This is a genomic window from Hymenobacter metallicola, from assembly GCF_004745645.1.
Classification (GTDB): Bacteria; Bacteroidota; Bacteroidia; order Cytophagales; family Hymenobacteraceae; genus Hymenobacter; species Hymenobacter metallicola.
Genome location: NZ_SRMB01000001.1, coordinates 826,419 through 840,484, shown reverse-complemented (window position 1 = coordinate 840,484; position 14,066 = coordinate 826,419). Strand labels below are relative to the sequence as shown.

The window sequence follows — 14,066 nt, the reverse complement described above, 5'->3', positions numbered from 1 at the left end:
CTTCCCTCAACGCAAACGTTTGCCGAAAGCCGTCGACCTGCAAACGTTTGCTACTATTCGCACTCTTTCTCTCCTCCTAATCCTACCCATCACTCCATGAAAAACTCCCTACTTAAGCTCCGGAGGCTCTCAGCACCCGTGACTCTGTGTGGTTTGCTCTGGTTGCCGACGGCCTCGCCCCTGGCCGCGCCCAGCCGGCTGGCAGCCGCTTGTCTGCCGAGCCGTGAAACCCCGGTGGCAGCCCCCGTAACGGGGCGCGTCCTGGACGAAAAAGGCCAGCCAATGCCCGGGGTAACCGTACTTGAAAAGGGCACGACCAATGGCAGCACGACCGATGCTGACGGGCGCTACTCGCTCACGGTGGCCGACAACGCAACGCTGACCTTTTCCTTTGTGGGCTACCTTAGCCAGGAAGTACCCGTGAGTGGGCGCAGCGAAGTAAATGTGGCCCTGGCCGTGGATGCCAAGTTGCTTAATGACGTGGTGGTAGTGGGCTACCTGACGCAGAACCGCCAGGAAGTAACCGGCTCGGTGGCCAGCGTGGGGGCCCAGGAAGTACGGCGGGCCCCGGTGGCTAGCGTCGGGGAAGCTATTCAGGGCCGTCTGCCCGGCGTGCAGGTATCCAACTCGGGCCAGCCGGGGCAGGCACCGAATATCAACATCCGTGGCCTGGGCACGGTTGCCAGCGGCAGCGGCCCGCTCTACGTCATCGACGGGCTGTGGGTACAAGGCCAGGGTGGACAGCGCGACTTCAACCCAGCTGATGTTGAATCGGTGCAGGTGCTCAAAGATGCCGCCGCCCTGGCTCCCTATGGCGCCTCCGGGGCCAATGGTGTAATTATTATCACGACCAAAAAAGGGAAGGCCGGCATTCCCAGTATTACGTTTAGCGCCAACGGCGGCGTGCAGAACCTGGTGAACCGCCTGGAGTTAACCAACGCCTCGCAGTGGGCCGCCATCAACCGGCAGGCGTACCAGAATGCGGGCCTCGCGCCCCAGCCGTACGCTGCCAACCCTCCGGCCGGAGTCGACACGGACTGGCAGGACGAGTTTTTCCAGCAGGGCTCCATTCAGGATTACAACCTCGGCTTTTCCGGGGGCGGGCCTAATTCCAACTTCAACGTTTCCGGGGGCTACTTCAATCAGAAGGGCACCGTGGAAGGGCCTAAGTTCGAGCGTTACAGCTTCCGCGTCAACACGGGCTTCAACCGGGGCCGGCTCCGGGTTGGCCAGAATGCCCTGCTCACGCGCACCAACCAGACCCGCCTGAACGGGCTGCCCTTCATCGACATTGTGCGCATGCTGCCCGTCATGCGGGTATATGACCCAACCTCCCCCGGGGGCTTTTCCGTGGGTACCGACAACGCCAATACCTTTGGCACCAACCCGCTGGCCCTGCAAAGCCTGCTCAACGACACGGGGACATCCAACCGCTTACAGGGCAACGTGTACGCCGAGGTATCCCTGTTTGACTTTCTGCGCTACCGCCTAAACTTGGCCACGGAATACCATAGCTTTCATGACCAGCAGAAGCGTCAATACGGCATTTGGCGGCGGGGCGACAATGTGAATGATCCGTCGAGCTTCCGCGAAACGCAGGGCAACGAGTTGTTCGGCATGGCCGAAAACACCCTGACCTTTGACCGCAGCTTTGGTCAGCACAACCTGACCGCAGTCGGAGGCTTCAGCCAGCAGCGCTTCCGCCAGGAAATCACCCGCGGCGTCAACTTCGGCTACGGCACCGGGCCTACTTACTATTGGGCCCTGGATGCGGGCAACCAGACTCCGCAAGTCATTGGCTCGGCCTACGTCTGGGCCAAGCGCTCCTACTTTGCCCAGCTCACCTACGATTACGACCAGCGCTACCTGTTCACGGCCGCTTTCCGGCGCGACGGCTCCTCTCGCTTCGACCCGGAGAAGTATGGCAACTTCGGGGCCCTATCGGTGGGCTGGCGCGTGTCGAAAGAGCAGTTTTTCCAGAACCTGAGCGCCTTCTCCGATCTAAAGCTGCGGGCTTCCTACGGCCGCCTGGGCAACGACCTGGTGAACGGCGCCTACGGCGGTTCGTATCTGTATCAGGGCTTTATAAATACGAATGCCAACTATATCCTGGGCAGCGGAATTCAGAACGGCGCTATTCAGACGGCCTACGCCAGCAACAACATTCGCTGGGAAGACCGCCGCACCACCAACGTGGGCTTCGACGCGGGTTTCCTGGAAAACCGCCTCTCGTTGTCGGCCGATTATTACGTGTCGCAAACCTACGATGCGTTGATTAACCCCGATCTGGCCCTGACCTTCGGCAACGCCGGCCCCAACCCCTTCCGCAACCTGGGCAAGTTGGAAAACAAGGGCTTTGAGCTGCAGCTCGGCTACAACGACGACCGGGGCAAGTTCCGCTACGGGGCCACGGCCAACCTGACGACACTCAAAAACACGGTGCTGGACCTGGGCACGGCCGGCGGCGACGCCTCGGGCAAGGCGAACTTCTTTAACGGCGGCCCTAACGAAATTACCCGCACCGAAGTGGGCCACGAAATTGGCTCGTTCTACCTCTACGAGTTTGACGGCATCTACCAGACGGGCGAGAGCAACATCCCGGCTGGCCTGCAGCCCGGCGACGTGCGCTACAAGGATAACAACAGCGACGGCATCATCGACGACCGGGACCGGGCCCACGTGGGGCGGGTGTTTCCCAAGCTCCAGTACGGCCTGAACCTGAGCCTGGGTTACGGGGGCTTCGATCTGACTGCTTTCTTCCAGGGCGTGCAGGGCAACGACGTGTTTAACGTGAGCCGCTACTGGCTTGACCGCACCGACGACAACGGCAACTACCGCGCGGACTTCTCCCCCTGGACTCCTTCCAACCCGTCCAACACCACGCCCCGGGCCCTGGTTTCGGGGGGCAACGGCGGTATTGCCCCCGGCAACAACGCTAAGTTCAACTCCACCCGCTGGCTCGAGGATGGTTCTTACCTGCGCCTGAAAAATCTGCAGCTCGGCTTCACGGTGCCTAAGCCCCTGCTGGAACGCACCAAGTACGTAGCCTCCCTGCGCGTGTTTGCGACCAGCCAGAACCTGTTTACGCTCACCGACTACTCGGGCTTCGACCCGGAAACCGTCGGCAGCGGCGCTTTTAACTCGCTGGCAAATAACCTCTCGCGCGGCGTCGACGAGGGTTCTTACCCCAACCTACGCTCGTTCACGCTGGGTATTCAGGCCGGTTTCTAGGGCCATTTCTCTCGACTTTTAAGCAGACCTCCATATGAAATCCACTTTTCTAACCCGGCTGGGCCTGGCCGGGGCCCTGCTCCTGAGCTTAGCAGCCTGTGAGAAAAACTTGCTCGAGCAGGTCAATCCTAACCTGCCCACCACCGAGTCGTCCTGGAAAACCAGCGACGATGCCGTAAGAGCCTCCACAGCCTGCTACGCGGGCCTGCAAGGCCTGGGCATGTACCGGCGCTGGCTCAACTTCGCCTTTGACCTGCGCGACGATACCGGCTTTAGCCAAAGCCCCTGGGGGGAGCTGGCCGACTTCACCAAGTTTGTGCAAACCAACTACAACTTTGAAGTCTCCCAACATATCTGGCGCGACCATTACCGCACGATTTACCGCTGCAACCAGGTCATTGCCTACGTGCCCGCTATTCAGGGCATGGAGGCCGGCCTGCAGCGCCGCGTGGTGGCCGAAGCCCGCTTCCTGCGGGCCCTGAGCTACTTCAACCTCGTCTCGCTCTACGGCAATGTGCCCCTGGCCCTGGCCCCGCCCTCCGATTTGAACCAAGTGTATCCGCAGGGAAACGAAGCCCAGGTGTGGGACCAGATCATCAGCGACCTGCAGGCCGCCCAGCCCGATTTGCCCGAAACGTACACCGGCAACAATGTGGGCCGGGCCACCAAGGGTGCCGCCACTACCCTGCTGGGCAAAGCCTACATGCAAAACAAGCGCTGGGCGGAGGCCCAGGCTCAGTTTGCCCAGGTTATCAGTGGCCCCTACGACCTGATGCCGGCCTACACCGACAACTTCCGCCACACCACGGAAAACAACAAGGAATCCATCTTTGAAGTCCAGTTTTCCGACGTGAACAAGGGCGGCAATGATGCGGGCGGTGGTCCGGATGCCACCTCCTCGCAGGGCGGGCAGCGCTCCAAGTTCTGGGGCGTGCCCGCTCCTTTTGGGGCGCTGGGCTTCAACGATGGCGAGGTACGGCCCTGGGTGGTGCGCGAAATGCTGCTGGAACCCACCGCTACCGGCCAGCGCGACCCGCGCCTGGCGGCTACCGTGTTCTACAACCGCCGCGACCTGACCCAGTTTCCGACAACCCGAATTGCCGATGCCGATACCCTGGTGTACGGAGTAGGCTTCCTGACCCGCTATGGCCGCGACGCCCGCGACCGGGCCCGCATCTACTGGCGCAAGTACCAAACTGATTACTACCGGAGCGAGGAAGACTTCGACTCGCCGGTTAATCATCGGGTGATGCGCTTTGCCGACGTGTTGCTACTACAGGCTGAAGCCCTCAATGAGCAGGGCAACACCCTGGCCGCCATTCCGCTGGTCAACCGGGTGCGGCGCCGGGCCGGCCTTACCGATCTACCCGCTACCTTATCGAAGGAAGCGCTGCGCACCCAGCTCATGCACGAGCGGGTGACCGAGCTGACCGGCGAGGGCCAGCGCTGGTTTGACTTACAGCGCTGGGATATGCTTACCGATCCGGCCAAAGTAAATCAGCTGAAGGCCAACGACCCGGACTTCAACAACTTTATCATTGGCAAGTCGCGGCTGCTGCCTCTGGTGCAGACCGATGTTGACCTGGGCCGCCTGCAGCAAAACCCCATGTGGTAGGTCCTCGAGCAGGGTAAACCACGAGCCGTTCCGGCTACGCGTCGGAGCGGCTCGTGGCAGTTTGCTAGCTTACCCATCAAGGGGGCTATTCCTGCGCCCGTGTAGTGTCCCCGAGTCCTGGCCTTGTTTTGTACTTACCTTCCTGCCCATGCCTTCTTTGTTTCGTCTGCTGCCGCTGGCCCTGCTAGCCCTGAACCTGGCCTGCCAGAAATCGGCTCCGGCGCAGCCTACCGTTGTTTCGCCCACCACTACCACCTTTACCAACCCGCTGCTGCCGGCTGGCCCCGACCCCTGGGTTGTCCGCCGGGGCGACATGTACTACTACATGCACACGACGGGCAACAACTTGGTCATTCGCAAAACGGCCAAGATGTCGGACCTGGGCTCGGCCGTCAGTACCGTCGTCTGGACGCCCCAGCAGGCGGGCGTGAACCAGCGCGACATCTGGGCGCCCGAACTGCACTTTCTGGACGGCAAGTGGTATATCTACTACTCCGCCGACCCCCTCTGCTGCGACGGGCACCGCATCAACGTGCTGGAAAATGCCAACCCCGACCCCACCACGGGTACCTGGGTTGACAAAGGCCGTATTGCGGTACCCGGCCAGGACTTATGGGCCATTGACGGTACGGTGCTGGAGCAGAACGGGAAGCGCTACTTGCTCTGGTCGGGCCACGAGGTAGCCAGCAGCCCGGTGCAAAACCTGTACATCGCCGAAATGAGCTCCCCCTGGACCCTGACCGGGCCCCGCGTGGAGCTTTCCCGCCCTGAGTATAGCTGGGAACAGAACGGTAGCCCAGACGTAAACGAAGGCCCTGAAATTCTTAAACACGGCACCAAGACGTTTATTGTCTACTCTGCCAGTCACTGCAGCACCGACGACTACGCCCTGGGCCTGCTCTCGGCCAGCAGCACCGCCGACCCTTTGCAGCGCAGCGCGTGGACCAAGACGGCCGCCCCGGTTTTTGTTAAAAACCCGGCCGCTCAGGCTTTTGGGCCTGGCCACAACGGGTTCTTTCAGAGCAAGGATGGCACCGAAGACTGGCTTATCTACCACGCCAACCCCTTACCAGGCCAGGGCTGCGGCGACAACCGAAGCCCCCGCATGCAGAAGTTTACCTGGAATGCGGATGGCACGCCCAACTTTGGCGTGCCCGTAGCTACGGGCTCTGCGCTGGCCAAGCCTGCCGGCGAATAACCCGGCGGTGCGGCCTGTTTCACGTTCTTCCCCCGACTCCCTTTTCATGGCACTAGCTTCTAATTCATCGTTACTCCTGGTCCTGGCCCTGGGCGGACTCGGCGCCTGCCAAAGCGCAACGCCCAGCGTTAGCACGCCCACGGCCCACGCGGCTGAAACCATTGCCGAAGCCGAGGCACCGGCTATTTCCATTGTCAATCCGGTGTTACCCGGCGATTTTCCCGACCCTTCCATCACCAAAGTAGGTGACACCTACTGGGCTACGGCTACCTCATCGAACTGGGGGCCTGCCTTCCCCCTGCTGCAGTCCACTAACCTGACCGATTGGCAGCTGGTGGGCCACGTATTCCCCGGGGAGCTGCCCACTTGGGCCGACTACTATTTCTGGGCCCCGGAAATCAGTCAGGAAGGCAACAAAACCTACATCTACTACACGGCTCACCAAAAAGGCGGCAACCTGGCCGTAGGCATTGCCAGCGCCGACCGGCCGGAGGGCCCCTACACCGACCACGGTCCGCTGGTAGGCCAGCCCAACGGCTCTATCGACGGATTTCCGATGCGCGACGAGAACGGACAGCTTTACCTGATTTGGAAGGAAGACGGCAACAGCGTGCAGCGGCCTACGCCTATTTGGGCCCAGCGCCTCAACGAAGAACACACGGCCCTGCTTGGCGAAAAAAAAGAGTTGTTTCGCAACACGGCCCCCTGGGAAGGCAACCTGGTTGAGGGTGTGTGCATGATCAAGCGCAACGAGTATTTCTACGCGTTTTACGCCGGCAACGGCTGCTGCGGCCACAACTGCACCTATGGTATTGGCGTGGCCCGCGCCAAGAACCTGCTGGGGCCCTGGGAGAAATACGACAAAAACCCGGTGTTGACCAAAAATGAAAAATGGGCCTGCCCTGGCCACGGCACTGTCTTCAACCGCGGCAAACGCTGGTATATGCTGCACCACGCCTACGATACGGGCAGCTTTGAGTTTGTGGGCCGGCAGGGCGTCATCAGCGAATTCGCCTGGACGGCTTCCGACTGGCCCGAGTTCCGCAGCGACGGTTCGGTGCCCCCCCAAGCGGCTCCAGCCCTCACGGCCCGCGACCTGCGCGACGAATTTGACCAGCCCACGCTGCTGCCTACCTGGCAGTGGCCCGTCGAGGAGCGGCCTACGGCCGTTGTGCGCGGCGGCAAACTGTTTCTGACGGCCCGCCCCCAGCACAGCGGCGCCGTACTAGGCCAGCAAACCTCCACGGCCGACTACACCGCTACCACGACGGTGCTCAACCCGGGCAAGCTGGTGGCCGGTACCCTGGCGGGCCTGGCCGCCCACGGCGACCCCGAAAACACGCTGGCCCTGACAGCTGGCAATGGTAAACTCCAACTGTGGCAGCTGCAAAAGGGGAAGTCGAAAACGTTGAGCGAAACCAAACTACCCACTAGTGCTTACGCGGCCCTCACGTTGCGTTTACAAACCCAGAAAGGTAATTCATTTCGCTTTTCCTGGAGTGCCGATAGTGGCCGTAGCTGGCAAAACATGCCCGGAATCAGCAGCCCCATCGACGGCACCTATCTGCCCCCCTGGGACCGGGGCGTCCGGGTCGGAGTACTGGCCAAAGGGCCAAGTTCCGCAGTAGTAGTTTTCGAAAACTTTAGCCTCGAAAATCAAGTCATTACCGCGCAGGCCGCAGAAACCAGGCCCGGCGGCAAATAGCAAAATCGGGCTGTTTTTTCTGGCTTATCCGTTGTACTCATCCGCTTTAACACCTCGACAGCACGGTTTTTTTTAGACAAGCTCCTCCAGAACGCCCGCCCGGCCCCTGCGTAGGACAAGGACGTACCGCTTCGTTTCATTTTCTAACTCTGTAGCCTTATGTTCGATAAACTGGAAACCCTCGACGACCTGTTTGAGATGCAGCTCAAAGATTTGTACAGCGCGGAAAAACAGCTGGTGAAGGCACTGCCGCAAATGGCAGAAACGGCTAAAGACGGCCGCCTGCGCCGGGGCTTCGAAAAACACCTGCGCGAAACCGAAAACCAGCTGGCCCGGCTAGAAAAAATTGCCGAAGCCCAAGACTTGGATTTAAGCGGCCATACCTGCAAAGCCATGGAAGGCCTGATAGCCGAAGGCCAGGAGACTATGTCGGAACGGGCCACGGAAGAGGTCATGGATGCGGCTCTTATTGCTGCCGCCCAGCGCATCGAGCACTACGAAATTTCGGGCTATGGCACGGCGGCCCACTTTGCCCAGCGCCTGGGCTACACCGAAGCCGCTGATTTGCTGCGCCAGACGTTGGAGGAAGAGCAGCTGACCGATACCAAACTTAACGACTTGGCTAAAAACTACCTTAATGCCAAGGCGGAATAAGACGGCGCACGGCCCGCGTTGCTTACAAGGAGCAGCGCGGGCTTTTCTGTTCATAGCTACAGGGGCTGCGCTGAAATACGGCCCATACTTGCACCCAGATTGCCTCGCTGGCGTATACAGCGGCTATGACCGACTTAGCTAAACTCCAAGCCTCTTTGCGCGACGATCTGCACCTGCCATTCCAAACCCAAGACTCTGAGCAAGGCAGTACAACACTCACGGTGCAGCCAGATGATAAAACTGTACTAGGGCCGGCGGGGAGTCAATTGGTGTACACCTTCCAGGGCGGCAAATTCGTGAGCCTTGAGATTCTGCTGGCCGCTGGTTAGCTCACCCGGCCCGCCCCACGTGTTTGCCCGAGGCCTATTGGCCGTCCGAAACACATAAGTCAGCCACCAGCTGCTCCGTCAGTACAGGATAGGGCTTTCCTGACCCGGGCTAACCGGCTCAGTACTCCTGGAAAAAGGAGCTTCTCCCGTAAGGCACCTATCTCTAATTAACGACGTACAGACGGGGAATGAGTAATTCAGAACGCTACACCGAAGCTCAGCGCCAGCGCGCCGTAACGTGGGCCGTCGCCCTAACGCAAAATACGCCCCTGACCCCGCGCCGGTACGAGCGGCAACTGTTGCACCAGTACCAACGCGGCCTGCTCAAACTGGACGAAGTCCTGCACCGCTTGGATACAAGTGTGTACCAGATCCTGTACCGCAGCCAAACCGTGCACCCCCTGTCGGCCCGGGAATTACAAGAGCTCCTGGCCTACTCTCTGCGCCACAACGCCCAGCACCAGATTACGGGATTACTCTTGTACAGCGAGGGGCGTTTTGTACAGGTGCTGGAAGGCCCGGAGGCGGAAGTACGGGCCCTCTACGCGCGCATTCAGGCCGACATACGCCACCGCCAGGTTATTACCGTAGGCGAAGGCCCCGCCCCAGCGCGCCGGTTTGCCGAGTGGACGATGGGTTTTGGCCAGGTCGCGCTGGCCGATGTGGCATTGGTGCTCGAGGCCGGAACACCAGACCTGCCCGTACCAGACGTGAACGAACGTCATCTGCAAGCCTTGTTGCGAGCCTTTGGCATGGGGGCCTCCAGTTTTGCCTTCGTCTGATCTGGATACTCAGCCAGCACTCGCCCACCGCTCCAACAGCAGCCTAACGGCGTATTTAACTCTCCACCTGTGCCCTGCCCAGATGCAAAGGATAGGCATTCAGGCAAGTTCTTTAAGAAGAGTAAAGGTGTAAATGTGTTTATAAAAGCACAGCGCCCCGTTCCAGTGCAAGCAGCCGACGGGACAGCGCCCCGCCTGAGGAGTTGGCCTCGGCTACCTGGGTCCGAAGTTGGTAAAATTGGGAGCGAAGAGCTTATAGCCGATATTTAAGTAGCTGCTGAATTGAATTATGTGGGCCGGTGCCTTGGCCTACTCACTACTGATGCCCCTGGGGCTATTCCTCTATACGTAACTTCAATGAGTTATTTTGAATCGGGCTCAATAGTTAACGTGCCCTGATGAAAATATCTCTTCCTATCCTGTATCAATTATTCTTCCTATTTCTCTTTAGTGGATGTAGCAAGGAGAATGAGCCCGCTCCGAATGCCGTAGAAATCTATATTGAAGGGGACGAACTTGACAACGTTGGCGCTATTGTAAGCGCTCTGAGTTGGGACTCTACTCAAACTCAAGGTTTTCCCGTAGAGCATGCGTATTTGTTCGAGAATATTACTGAATCCACCTACTCTGAAACAAAGTCGTTTAAACTAATCACAAATGAACAATTGATAGTCGACATTGAATTTCGAAAAGGGTTGCCAGAACCAGGCACATACTTGTTTGCTTCACTTCGGATAGGTGGTGTGGAACGGAGAAGGATTCGTGTTGATGAATTCACTAAGACCTATCCGGGAAATGAGTTATGCGTCTTAATTATTCAGAGCTGTAAAAACGACAAGAATAAAAAAGCCCCGGCGCAAGTCGGGGCTTTTTTATTCTTGTCGGTATGGATATGCGTAGATTGGTCAATTTGTCTTGTATGGTAAACTAAACGTACCGGTAATCTTCTTTGGATTTGTATTCGGGTACTGGCATAACGTACCATTGAATGTTCCGCTTACCCGGTGTTTGACTGTATCAAATTCGGTTATCTCAATGGCCGGGTTAAGTATCTAAGAGGCACACCAACAAAAATCCCCTTGTAAATACTTGATTTACAAGGGGATTTGGAGCAATGAGCCCCCAGCCGGGATCGAACCAGCGACCTACTGATTACAAGTCAGTTGCTCTACCAGCTGAGCTATGGAGGCGAATTGTGGTGCAAAACTAGCGCTTCACACCAAATTCCCAAACTAGGAGCGAATAATTTTTAATTGTTTTTTCAACGCATCAATGCGGCCCTTGGCTTCGTCAATGCGACCCTGGTACTCCTCGCGCAGTTGATTGGCGTTCTTGGAGCGCGCAAAGAACTCAAGGTTAGTCTGTAAGGTAGCAATGTCGTTTTCAACCTCATTAATTTCACGACGCAACGCCTGCTCCTTCCGGTACAGGGCCTGCTGCGAGTCGGGGCTGGATTTAAGACGTTCAACCTGCAGTTGGAACAGCAAATCGCTCCGCTCAGCGTAGGACAAGCCGGGCACGGCGTCCAGGTATTTGCCCATCAGGGTTTGAAACTTCTCTTCGGCCCGCTCAGCGGAGCCCCGAGGACCATTGGTAGCCCCGTCGAATGTCCGCCACTCTTCCACATGCTGCCGGAAGCCTTCTAGGGTACCCGGAGCGTCGGGCGTAAGCGCCGTTACGGCTTCGGCTACCCGGTCGAGGTGGGCAGCCTGTTCCTGCGACACCTGCTGGGCCTGCTGCACACGCTGCTTAGCTTCTTCGTTTTTGCGCTCGAAGAAAGAGTCGCAGGCGGTACGGAAGCGGTTCCATACTTTATCCGACTGCTTTTCGGGTACCCGGCCAATGAGCTTCCATTCTTTCTGCAGCCGGATGACAATTTCGCGGCCTTCTTCCCAATTCGGGTTCTGCAGAGCGGCTTCCGCCTGATTGCACAAATCGAGCTTACGTTGCAGGTTGGCGTTTTTCTCCTCGTCGAGGGACTTGAAGAACTGGTTTTTCCGCTGGAAGAAGCCTTTGTAGGCAGCCCAGAACTGTTTGTTAAGCTGTTCGGCTTTGTCGCGGGGCACCAAGCCGGCCGCGTCCCACTCTTCTTTTAACTTCTGAAGCTCATCGGTCTTAGCGCGCCACTCGTTGACCCGTTCCGTCTGAAATTCAGCGAAAGGCTTGATCTGCTCGAGCAGGGCCGTTTTGCGGGTCAGATTAGCGTTTTCCTGAGTCGAGCGCACATTTAGGAATTCCTTCTTGCGGTCGTGTACCTTCTCGGAAGCTTGCAAAAAGCGGTTCCAAATGGCGTCTCGCTGTTCGTTGGCCACGGGGCCGACGTGCTTCCACTCTTCGTGCAACTGGCGTAACTCCTGCAACGCCTTGTTGATGCTGGGTTGCTGCGCCAAGGCCTCGGCGCGCTGAATCAAGGCCTCCTTGGCTTCCAGGTTGCGCCGCCGATCCAACTCCTTCATTTCGAAGAAGAGGCCCCGGTTATTATAATAGATATCGAGTAGGGCGTGGTAGCTGTTCCAAATTTCCTGGGCATCCTTCTGGGGCACGGCTCCAGTGGCTTTCCAGTCATTTTGGAGCGCCTTGATGCGAATAGAGCTGTCCTTGGTTTCGGCGGCCTCTACCAACTGGCGCAGCTGCGAGAGCAAATATTGCTTGTGAGCCAGGTTTTTGGCGCGCTGTTCGTCTTCGGCGCGGGCATCCTTCGCCCGGCTTTCGCGAAAATCCTGCAGCGCCTTGGTCAACTCAGCGTGCCCTTCCGGGCCAGCATAGACAAAGTCATCGGCCTCCCCCCCGCCTTCGGTGAAACGCTGACGAGCCGCCGTGCGGTCAGCCGTAATTGCGGTTTCATACTGCCGGTGCAGATCAAAGATTTGCTTGCGGTTTTGGCGGGCATCGGGGCGACGCAGCAGGGCCAACAGGTGTGCAGCCTGGGCAGGCAGCTCCAGGGTAGTAAAGTCCGGAACCGGAATTTCTGGCACATACTCTTCCTCCTCCTCGGCCGAGGCACTATGAGCAGCGGCAGCCTCCGCGGCCTCAGCCGCCGAATCATTAGCCGAAGTAGGCAGGGCGGCAACGGGCGCGGGCGCGGCGTCGATATCAGCAGCCGTTTCCAACGGCACAACGGGCTCATTTACTGCCGTTACCACTGGCTTATTTTCAGTACTGGTTTCGGTCAGCACACCTGCTTCGGCAGCCGTGGGTGACGCCGTGGGTGCTGGAGAGTTTTGGGTGGCCGACGAAGCGTGTTCCGCTGACTGCACCCCGGGGTTCTGCGCTCCATAGTGGCTTTCGGCGCGGGCCAAAGAATCGGAAATAGCGGGAGTTTCGGCCGTGGCCTCCGTAGTAGCGGCCGTGGGCTCGGCCGTGCCGGCACCAGCGGGCACGTCGGCTACCGGAGCCGTACCCTGAGCGGGGCGCTCGGTGATTTCGTCGGTTGTGGTGGAAGCAGCGGGGGCGGGCGGCGCGGGCTCGTTTACGGCAGCAGCTGGGGTAGCGGGCGGCACAGCGGCAGCATCGGCCGGGTTTTGCTTGGCCTGGATTTCGGCCAGACGGCGCTCCAGAATGCTCATCGGCGACTCCGAAGCATCGTCGGAGTGGTTGGGGGCGGAATTCTCGTTTTCAGGTAACATAAGTCAAAGGAAAAGGCCTGGCGCAAGGAAAGAAGAGGTGGCCCGGCAGCGAAGAAAGCAAAAGCTAGTTTAGGCGGGGGTCGAGGGGGTAGTTGGACAGGACCCGGTAGCGGCCGCCCTTTTCCCGCAGAATGGCTTGCCAGAAGGCATCATTATCCAAAGTAAATACTTTCCCGGCAGCATTGGGGTGCACTATCCAAACATTTTCCTTCACTTCCTCCTCCAGCTGACCAGTGGTCCAACCCGAGTAGCCGGCATACAAGCGAATATCGGCCGGTGCCAGCTCCCCGCTAAGCAGCAAGCCCAGCACCACCTGAAAATCGCCGCCCCAGTACACGTCTTGGCCCAGGCTGATGGCGTTGGGCACATCAGCTCGGCGGTGCAGGTAGTGCAGCGTGTCGGGATATACCGGGCCACCCAGGCCCAGGGGCAACTGGGCCGCTGGTGAGGCGTCGCCGCCGGGCAGCTCGAGCACGTCGCCGAGTTGCAGGTTGGACGGACGATTGAGCACCAGGCCAAATGAGCCTTCCCCCTCGGAATGGCGGCACATCAGTACCACCGTCCGCTCGAAGTTCGGGTCGCCCAGAAAGGGCTGGGAAATGAGCATGCTACCGGAGCGAGGACGAGACATCGGAAGGAGCGCTTTGGAAGGTAGAAAGAAAGGTAACTACGGGTAAAACCGACAAGCAGACGCTTTAGGGAAAGGTTTTCGGCTGGCCGCAAGTTCCTGGCAATTATCGGAAGATAATAACCCATTCCTACGGCGGCTTGGTTCGGCTTGGGCAAAACGCCGGCTAAGCCGCGGAAACGAGCAACAGTAAAGGAAACTTTTTTCGGGTAAAAATCTAATCTAGCGGGCCGTTACTTCCTGGACTTGCCTGGGCAGAATAAGCAGGAAGAGGACCGATTATCAGCAGATAATCCAG

At 58.8% G+C, this 14,066-nt stretch carries 10 protein-coding genes and 1 tRNA gene; 8 read left to right on the top strand and 3 right to left on the bottom strand.

Annotated features, from left to right (window positions below):
- The first annotated feature begins 96 nt into the window (after positions 1-96).
- From E5K02_RS03540 to E5K02_RS03505, 8 genes are all read left to right on the top strand, one after another.
- The gene (locus tag E5K02_RS03540; protein ID WP_135392131.1) at positions 97-3,231 is read left to right on the top strand and encodes a SusC/RagA family TonB-linked outer membrane protein; all 3,135 of its coding nucleotides are present in this window, start codon (positions 97-99) and stop codon (positions 3,229-3,231) included.
- A 34-nt stretch (positions 3,232-3,265) separates the two neighbouring features.
- Positions 3,266-4,846 carry a RagB/SusD family nutrient uptake outer membrane protein gene (locus E5K02_RS03535; RefSeq protein WP_135392129.1) on the top strand — a complete coding sequence of 527 codons (1,581 nt, stop codon included), beginning with the start codon at positions 3,266-3,268 and terminating at the stop codon, positions 4,844-4,846.
- A gap of 148 nt (positions 4,847-4,994) precedes the next feature.
- Positions 4,995-6,044 (top strand): glycoside hydrolase family 43 protein, encoded by a 1,050-nt coding sequence (locus E5K02_RS03530; RefSeq protein WP_135392127.1) that lies wholly within the window; start codon positions 4,995-4,997, stop codon positions 6,042-6,044.
- Positions 6,045-6,090: 46 nt separating this feature from the next.
- The gene (locus E5K02_RS03525; RefSeq protein ID WP_135392125.1) at positions 6,091-7,749 is read left to right on the top strand and encodes a family 43 glycosylhydrolase; all 1,659 of its coding nucleotides are present in this window, start codon (positions 6,091-6,093) and stop codon (positions 7,747-7,749) included.
- Between the two features lie 159 nt (positions 7,750-7,908).
- Positions 7,909-8,403 (top strand): YciE/YciF ferroxidase family protein, encoded by a 495-nt coding sequence (locus E5K02_RS03520; protein ID WP_135392123.1) that lies wholly within the window; start codon positions 7,909-7,911, stop codon positions 8,401-8,403.
- A gap of 125 nt (positions 8,404-8,528) precedes the next feature.
- The gene (locus tag E5K02_RS03515) at positions 8,529-8,732 is read left to right on the top strand and encodes a hypothetical protein (protein ID WP_135392121.1); all 204 of its coding nucleotides are present in this window, start codon (positions 8,529-8,531) and stop codon (positions 8,730-8,732) included.
- 188 nt (positions 8,733-8,920) lie between these two features.
- Positions 8,921-9,514, top strand: coding sequence for a BLUF domain-containing protein (locus E5K02_RS03510; protein ID WP_135392119.1), 594 nt, complete (start codon positions 8,921-8,923; stop codon positions 9,512-9,514).
- A 398-nt stretch (positions 9,515-9,912) separates the two neighbouring features.
- The gene (locus E5K02_RS03505; RefSeq protein WP_135392117.1) at positions 9,913-10,440 is read left to right on the top strand and encodes a hypothetical protein; all 528 of its coding nucleotides are present in this window, start codon (positions 9,913-9,915) and stop codon (positions 10,438-10,440) included.
- Positions 10,441-10,631: 191 nt separating this feature from the next.
- On the opposite strand, the gene E5K02_RS03500 is transcribed toward E5K02_RS03505, so the two are convergent.
- From E5K02_RS03500 to E5K02_RS03490, 3 genes are all read right to left on the bottom strand, one after another.
- Positions 10,632-10,704 (bottom strand) — tRNA-Thr (locus E5K02_RS03500).
- A 42-nt stretch (positions 10,705-10,746) separates the two neighbouring features.
- A complete protein-coding gene (locus tag E5K02_RS03495) occupies positions 10,747-13,140 on the bottom strand; it encodes a DUF349 domain-containing protein (protein ID WP_135392115.1) in 2,394 nt (797 codons plus the stop codon).
- Positions 13,141-13,204: 64 nt separating this feature from the next.
- Positions 13,205-13,771, bottom strand: coding sequence for a YqgE/AlgH family protein (locus tag E5K02_RS03490; protein WP_135392113.1), 567 nt, complete (start codon positions 13,769-13,771; stop codon positions 13,205-13,207).
- Between the last annotated feature and the right edge of the window lie 295 nt (positions 13,772-14,066).

What these genes read in the sequence shown, in the direction of transcription:
- E5K02_RS03540 (WP_135392131.1), top strand. Translation starts at nt 97, where the DNA reads ATGAAAAACTCCCTACTTAAGCTCCGGAGGCTCTCAGCACCCGTGACT.
- E5K02_RS03535 (WP_135392129.1), top strand. Translation starts at nt 3,266, where the DNA reads ATGAAATCCACTTTTCTAACCCGGCTGGGCCTGGCCGGGGCCCTGCTC.
- E5K02_RS03530 (WP_135392127.1), top strand. Translation starts at nt 4,995, where the DNA reads ATGCCTTCTTTGTTTCGTCTGCTGCCGCTGGCCCTGCTAGCCCTGAAC.
- E5K02_RS03525 (WP_135392125.1), top strand. Translation starts at nt 6,091, where the DNA reads ATGGCACTAGCTTCTAATTCATCGTTACTCCTGGTCCTGGCCCTGGGC.
- E5K02_RS03520 (WP_135392123.1), top strand. Translation starts at nt 7,909, where the DNA reads ATGTTCGATAAACTGGAAACCCTCGACGACCTGTTTGAGATGCAGCTC.
- E5K02_RS03515 (WP_135392121.1), top strand. Translation starts at nt 8,529, where the DNA reads ATGACCGACTTAGCTAAACTCCAAGCCTCTTTGCGCGACGATCTGCAC.
- E5K02_RS03510 (WP_135392119.1), top strand. Translation starts at nt 8,921, where the DNA reads ATGAGTAATTCAGAACGCTACACCGAAGCTCAGCGCCAGCGCGCCGTA.
- E5K02_RS03505 (WP_135392117.1), top strand. Translation starts at nt 9,913, where the DNA reads ATGAAAATATCTCTTCCTATCCTGTATCAATTATTCTTCCTATTTCTC.
- E5K02_RS03495 (WP_135392115.1), bottom strand. Translation starts at nt 13,140, where the DNA reads ATGTTACCTGAAAACGAGAATTCCGCCCCCAACCACTCCGACGATGCT.
- E5K02_RS03490 (WP_135392113.1), bottom strand. Translation starts at nt 13,771, where the DNA reads ATGTCTCGTCCTCGCTCCGGTAGCATGCTCATTTCCCAGCCCTTTCTG.